A 6,638-nucleotide genomic window follows, 5' to 3' on the forward strand; every position below is an offset into this window, starting at 1 on the left:
GCGACCCTCGAAGAGGATCTCGCCGCCGGTGATCCGCCCCGGAGGGCTCTGGATCAGGCCGAGGATCGACATCGCGGTGACGCTCTTGCCGGAGCCGGACTCGCCGACGACGCCGAGGGTCTCGCCGTCCGACCCGTTGCGTGTCACCTCGTCAGAGCGGAAGCCGATGAACACGACCCGAGCACGACGCAGCCCCTCCCGGATCAGGTCCCTGGCCGCCGCCGCGGCGCTGGGCCTGCTGCTCAGCGCCTGCAGCGTCAGCGACCCGGAAGCGCCCGCGGCCGACGGGGAGGGTGGGGACGCCACCTTCTCCATCGCCGTGGGCATCGACCCGGACACGTTCGACCCGGCCGGGCAGACCACGACGACCGTGTCCAACATGGTCGACTACGTGGTCGAGACGCTGGTGGAGATCGACGACGAGGGGGAGATCGCCGGGGTCCTCGCCGAGTCCTACGAGGTCTCCGAGGACGGCCTGACGCTCACCTTCGAGCTGCGCGAGGGCGTCACGTTCCAGGACGGGACGCCGTTCGACGCCGAGGCCGTCGTCTACAACCTGGAGCGGATCACCGACCCGGAGCTGACCGTGCCGCAGGGCGCGGCGTTCACGGCGTTCGAGTCGGCCACCGCGGTCGACGAGAACACCGTCGAGGTCAGCCTCAGCCAGCCCTCGCCCGGCTTCGTCAGCGCGCTGTCGGCGACGGTCGCCGGGATCATCTCCCCGACCTCGGTCGACGCGGAGGGCAACAGCTATCAGGAGTACACCCGGCCGGTCGGCACCGGTCCGTACGAGTTCGGCGAGTACACCGCCGGGGAGAGCCTCACCGTCACCAAGTACGACGACTACTGGGGCGAGGAGCCCTACTACGAGACCGTCGTCTTCCGGGTGGTCCCCGAGGCGGCGACCCGGGAGAGCCTGCTGCTCGCCGGCCAGGTCGACATGATCATCCTGCCGCCGGTCTCGGACATCGAGGCGCTGCAGGCCAACGAGGACGTCGAGGTGCTGCTCGCCGAGAGCGACCGCACGATCTTCATCGCGCTGGACAACACCGACCCGGTGATGCAGGACCCCCGGGTGCGCCAGGCGCTGAACTACGCGGTCGACAAGCAGGCGATCATCGACAACGTCCTCTTCGGTGCGGCCGAGGTGCTCGATGCGCCGATGGCCCCCAGCCTGTTCGGCTACTGCGAGACCGGCTCCTACGAGTACGACCCGGAGCGGGCCCGGCAGCTGCTGGAGGAGGCCGGTGCGGTCGGGGCGAGCATCGAGCTGCTCACCCCCAGCGGCCGGTACGTGCAGGACGCCCAGGCGGCCGAGGCCATCGCCGGCTACCTGCGCGAGGCCGGCCTGGACGTCAGCGTCTCCACCAGCGACTTCCCGTCGTTCCTCGCCCGGGTGAACGCACCGGTCACGGAGAACACGCCGGAGGCGCACCTGCTCGGCTGGGCCCCGGCCTACCTGGACGCCGACTTCCAGATGCAGATGTTCCGCCAGGCGACCCACCCGCCGGCCGGTCTGGGGACGTCGTTCTACACCAACCCCGAGGTCGAGGCGCTGCTCGCCCAGGCGGACGTGGAGACCGACCGGGACACCCGTGAGCAGCTGTACTGCGACGCCTCGCAGATCATCTGGGACGACGCCCCGTGGATCTTCCTGTGGACCCAGTCGTTCCCGATCGTCTACGACGCGGACGTCACCGGTGTGAGCGCCACCCCGGTCGAGAAGTTCGACGCCATGTACGCCCGGCCGGCGAACTGACCACCATCGGACGGCCGCCCCTGCCTGCGGGCAGGGGCGGCCATCGCCCGGCGGTGCACGCGAGCCGCCGGTCCGGGTACGGGAGAGGACGGGGATGAAGGGCACCGCGGCGCACATCGTGCGCACCCTGCTGCTGTCGTTGATCACCCTCTTCGGGGTGTCGATCCTGATCTTCCTGATGCTGCGCGTGCTGCCCGGCGACCCCGCGCGGGTGCTGGCCGGGCTGAACGCCAGCGAGGACCAGGTCGCCCGGCTCCGGGCGGAGCTCGGGCTCGACCAGTCGCTGCTGACCCAGTACTGGTCGTTCATCACCGGCGTGCTGACCGGTGACCTGGGCACCTCGGCGCGCACCTCTGCGCCGGTGTCCAGCGAGATCGCGGTCCGGCTCCCGGCGACTCTGATCCTCGCGGTCGTGGCGACGATCATCGGCACCATCGCCGGGGTCACCGCCGGGGTGGTCGCCGCCGTCCGCCGCAACTCGATCGTCGACCACGTGATCTCCAGCGTGGCGATGATGGGCGTGTCCATGCCGGTCTACTGGCTGGGCCTGCTGCTCATCCTGCTCTTCGCGGTCACCCTCGGCTGGCTGCCGGCGGCGGGCAGCGGGGAGCCGCTGAGCATCGTGCTGCCGGCGGTGACGCTGGCGGCCTTCTCCACGGCGCTGATCTCCCGGATGACCCGGGCCAGCATGCTCGAGGTGCTCGGTCAGGACTACGTCCGCACCGCCGAGGCCAAGGGCGCCCCGCCGACCACGGTGATCATCCGGCACGGGCTGCGCAACGCGTTCATCCCGATCCTGACGGTCATCAGCCTGCAGTTCGGCGCCCTGCTCGGCGGCGCGGTGCTGACCGAGACGGTGTTCGGCTGGCCCGGCATCGGGCGGCTGCTCGTCGACTCGATCGGTGCCCGCGACTTCGCCGTCGTCCAGGGGATCGTCCTGGTCTACGCCGCGGCGTTCATCCTGCTCAACGTGATCGTCGACGTCCTCTATGTCGTCGTCGACCCGCGGATCCGGTACTGATGATGGAGGGGATCCGATGAGGGCCACACCATGAGGGCCACACCATGAGGGCATGGAGCCGGTTCCGGCACCACACCCCGGCGATGATCGGGCTGGGGATCATCGTCACGTTCGTCGTGCTGGCGATCTTCGCCCCGCTGATCTCGCCGTTCGACCCGAACGCGCAGAACTTGTCGGTCGCCATCCAGGGGCCGTCGGCCGAGCACTGGCTGGGCACCGACCAGCTGGGCCGGGACATCGCCACCCGGCTGATGTACGGCGCCCGCATCTCACTGCTGATCGGCGTCCTGGCCGTCTCGATCGGCCTGGTGATCGGCGTCCCGCTGGGGATGATCGCCGGCTACTACGGCGGCTGGGCGGACCTGGCGATCTCCCGGTTCGCCGACATGATGTTCGCCTTCACCTCCATCCTGCTGGCCCTCACGCTGGTCGCCGTCCTGGGCGTCAGCCTGCAGAACGTGATCATCGCGGTCGGGATCAGCGTGATCCCGGTGATCATCCGGCTGGTGCGCTCCTCGGTGCTCAGCCTGCGCGAGGAGCCCTACGTCGAGGCGGCGCGGGCGCTGGGCGCCAGCAACCTGCGGATCATCACCCGGCACGTGTTCCGCAACTCGCTGACCCCGGTGCTGGTGCACGGCACGCTCAGCATCGGGGTGAGCATCCTGCTCGCCGCCGGCCTGGGCTTCCTCGGGCTGGGCGTGCAGTCACCCACCGCCGAGTGGGGCACGATGCTGGGGGAGGGGCGGCAGTTCATCTTCAGCGCGCCGCACCTCACCACGTTCCCCGGGATCGCGATCTTCCTGGCCATCCTAGCCTTCAACCTGCTCGGCGACGGCCTGCGCGACGCCCTGGACCCGCGGATGCGGACCGTCGACGGGCCGGCCGGGTGACCGCCGACCTGCGCGCGGCTCCGCTGGTCACCCTGGACGACGTCCGGGCGGCGGCGGCCCGGCTCACCGACCGGGTGCACCGCACCCCGGTGCTCCGCTCCACCAGCCTCGGCGAGCTGTGGGGGGTGCGGCTGGACCTCAAGGCCGAGGTGTTCCAGCGGACCGGCAGCTTCAAGGCCCGCGGGGCGCTGAACAAGGTGCTGTCCCTGGCTCCGGACGAGCGCGCCCGCGGGGTGATCACGCTGTCCGCCGGCAACGCCGGGGCCGCGGTCGCCTACGCGGCCGCCAGCGTCGGGGTGCCCGGCACGGTGGTCATGCCGGCCACCGCGGTGCCGGCGAAGATCGCCGCCTGCCGCGGGTACGGGGCCGACGTCGTCCTCACCGACGGCGACCTGCTGGAGACCTACGCCGCCACCGTCGTCGAGACCGGCCGGGTGCCGGTGCACCCGTTCGACGACCCCGCGGTCGTCGCCGGCACTGGCACCGTCGGCCTGGAGATCGCCGAGGACGTGCCCGACGTCGAGGTGGTGCTGGTGCCGGTCGGCGGGGGCGGGTTGATCTCCGGGGTCGCCGCGGCGCTGGCCCGGCTGGCGCCGGGGGTCCGGGTCATCGGCGTGGAGCCGGAGACCGCCGACGTGATGACCCGCAGCCTGGCCGCCGGCGGGCCGGTGCGGCACCCCGCCGCCCGCAGCGTCGCCGACGGTCTGGCCGCGCCGATGAGCGGGCAGGTCACCGTCGACCACGTGCAGGCCTTCGTCGAGCAGGTGGTGACGGTCAGCGACGAGGACATCCTGCGGGCGCTGCCGCTGGCGGTCTCCCGCACCAAGCTGCTGCTGGAGCCCTCGGCCGCCGCCCCGCTGGCGGCGCTGATGACCGGCGTCCTCGACCTGCCCCCGGGCACCCGGGTCGTCTCGATCGCCAGCGGCGGCAACGTCGACCTGACTCTGTTCGGCCGCCTGACCACCTGACCGGAAGGCACCGCATGACCCCCGCCAGCTTCCTGCTCCGCAACGTCACCGTCGTCGACGGCACCGGCTCCGCGCCCGTCCCCGGGCAGGCGCTGGTGGTCGAGGGACGCCGGATCGTCTGGATCGGCCCGGTCGCCGACGCACCGAGCACCGCCCCGGAGAACGTCATCGACGGCGGCGGCCGCACCGTGCTGCCCGGGTTGATCAACTGCCACGTGCACCTGACCGCCGACGGCGCCCCGGACCTGATGGCGCAGACCGCCGGTGACACGGTGCCGCTGGCCACCCTCCGGGCGGCCGCCGGCGCGGTGGAGACGCTGATGTCCGGCGTCACCACCGTGCGCGACTGCGGTGCCGCCGACGACGTGGTGGTGGAGCTGGCCAAGGCGATCGACCGCGGCCTGGTGCCCGGCCCGCGGGTGCAGGCGGCCGGCCGCGTGATCACCATGACCGGCGGGCACGGGCACTTCATCGGCCGGGAGGCCGACGGCCCCGACGAGGTGCGCAAGGCCACCCGCGCGGAGATCAAGGCCGGCGCTGCGGTGATCAAGGTGATGGCCACGGGTGGCGTGCTCACCCCCGGCGTCTCACCGACGCAGACCGCGCTGCTGCCCGAGGAGCTGGCGGTCGTCGCCCAGGAGGCGCACAACTCCGGCCGCCGGGTGACCACGCACGCCATCGGCCGGTCCGGCATCCACAACGCGCTGATCTCCGGCATCGACTCCATCGAGCACGGCTTCTACCTCGACGACGAGCTGCTGGACATCGCCGTCGCCCAGGGCACGTTCCTGGTGCCGACGATCCTCGCCGTCGACGGGATCATCCGGAACGGCATGGCCGCCGGCATCCCGGAGTGGGTGGTGGACAAGGCCGAGCGCGAGGCGGCCAAGCAGCGGGAGAGCTTCGCGGCCGCGGTCGCCTCGGGGATGAAGATCGCCGCGGGCACGGACGCCGGCACGCCGTTCAACCCGCACGGCGACCTGTCCCGCGAGCTGGCGTTGATGGTGCAGCACGGCCTGACGCCGATGCAGACGCTGATCGCCGCCACCCGCGGGGCCGCGGAGAACCTCGGGCTGGCGCACGAGCTCGGCACCCTGGAGGTCGGCAAGCTCGCCGACCTGGTCGTGGTCGACGGCGACCCGGTCGCCGACATCACCGCGACCGGCCGCGTCGTCCTGGTGGTCAAGGACGGCGTCGTCCACCGCGACGAGCTCCCCGACACCGGCCCCGCCGTCCCCACCGCCTGAACCCCGAGGCGACAGAAATGGCCATTTCTGTCGCCTCGGGGCGGTCACCAGGCGAGTCGGTGGAGGGCGGTGGCCAGGACGGAGGCGCCGCGGACGCAGTCCGCCGGTGAGGTGTACTCCGCCGGGGTGTGCGAGCGCCCCTCGACGCTGGGGACGAAGACCATCGCCGTCGGCACCCGGGAGGCCATCAGCTGGCTGTCGTGCCCGGCTCCGCTGGGCATCCGCCGCCAGCTGGCGCCGCACTCCTCGGCGGAGCCGCGGAGCACGTCCAGCAGATCGGCGTCCATGGTCGCCGGCTCCTCGTCCTTGTCCCGGACGACCTCCACCTCGACCCCGTGCCGCTCGGCCACCGTCTCGCAGATCCGGTGCACCGTGTCCAGCAGCCGGTCCCGTACCCCGAGGTCGGGGTGGCGGAGGTCGACGGAGAACCGCGCCAGCCCGGGCACGATGCTCGGCTGACCCGGCTCGACGGTCCAGCGCCCGGTGGTGACCACGGCCGGCCGGCCCTCCTGCTCGACCGCGGTGGTGATCTCCCGCGCCATCTGCGCCGCCGCCTGGAGGGCGTCCCGGCGCAGGTCCATCGGGGTGGCGCCGGCGTGGTCCTGCCGGCCGCGCACGGTGACCGTCTCCCAGGCGATGCCCGGGATGACCTCCACCAGGCCCACGTCGACGCCCTCGTCGGCCAGCACCCGGCCCTGCTCGATGTGCAGCTCCAGGAAGGCACGGAGGTCGTGCCGCTCCGCGCTCGCCACC

Annotated in this window: 7 protein-coding genes; 5 read left to right on the plus strand and 2 right to left on the minus strand. The window is 72.3% G+C overall.

Features of this window, described 5'->3' with window-relative positions; translation table 11 throughout:
* Positions 1-174 (minus strand): ATP-binding cassette domain-containing protein (locus G5C62_RS28365; RefSeq protein ID WP_277424823.1); only part of this gene is annotated, 174 nt, incomplete at its 3' end.
* Here G5C62_RS28365 and G5C62_RS24570 point away from each other — a divergent pair.
* From G5C62_RS24570 to G5C62_RS24590, 5 genes are all read left to right on the plus strand, one after another.
* On the plus strand, positions 167-1,759 hold the full coding sequence (locus G5C62_RS24570) for an ABC transporter substrate-binding protein (RefSeq protein ID WP_241176115.1): 1,593 nt from the start codon (positions 167-169) through the stop codon (positions 1,757-1,759). The two genes, G5C62_RS28365 and G5C62_RS24570, sit on opposite strands and share 8 nt — an antisense overlap.
* A 94-nt stretch (positions 1,760-1,853) precedes the next feature.
* Positions 1,854-2,780 carry an ABC transporter permease gene (locus tag G5C62_RS24575; RefSeq protein WP_036337105.1) on the plus strand — a complete coding sequence of 309 codons (927 nt, stop codon included), beginning with the start codon at positions 1,854-1,856 and terminating at the stop codon, positions 2,778-2,780.
* Positions 2,781-2,824: 44 nt separating this feature from the next.
* Entirely contained in the window at positions 2,825-3,670 is an 846-nt protein-coding gene (locus G5C62_RS24580) for an ABC transporter permease (RefSeq protein ID WP_036337104.1), read from the plus strand.
* Positions 3,667-4,638 carry a threonine/serine dehydratase gene (locus G5C62_RS24585; RefSeq protein WP_206330844.1) on the plus strand — a complete coding sequence of 324 codons (972 nt, stop codon included), beginning with the start codon at positions 3,667-3,669 and terminating at the stop codon, positions 4,636-4,638. The genes G5C62_RS24580 and G5C62_RS24585 overlap by 4 nt, the downstream gene beginning before the upstream one ends.
* Before the next feature lie 14 nt (positions 4,639-4,652).
* Positions 4,653-5,885 carry an amidohydrolase family protein gene (locus G5C62_RS24590; RefSeq protein WP_164703076.1) on the plus strand — a complete coding sequence of 411 codons (1,233 nt, stop codon included), beginning with the start codon at positions 4,653-4,655 and terminating at the stop codon, positions 5,883-5,885.
* Positions 5,886-5,929: 44 nt separating this feature from the next.
* Here G5C62_RS24590 and G5C62_RS24595 read toward each other — a convergent pair.
* Positions 5,930-6,638 (minus strand): hydantoinase/carbamoylase family amidase (locus tag G5C62_RS24595; RefSeq protein WP_164703077.1); only part of this gene is annotated, 709 nt, incomplete at its 5' end.

The organism is Modestobacter sp. KNN46-3, assembly GCF_011039295.1.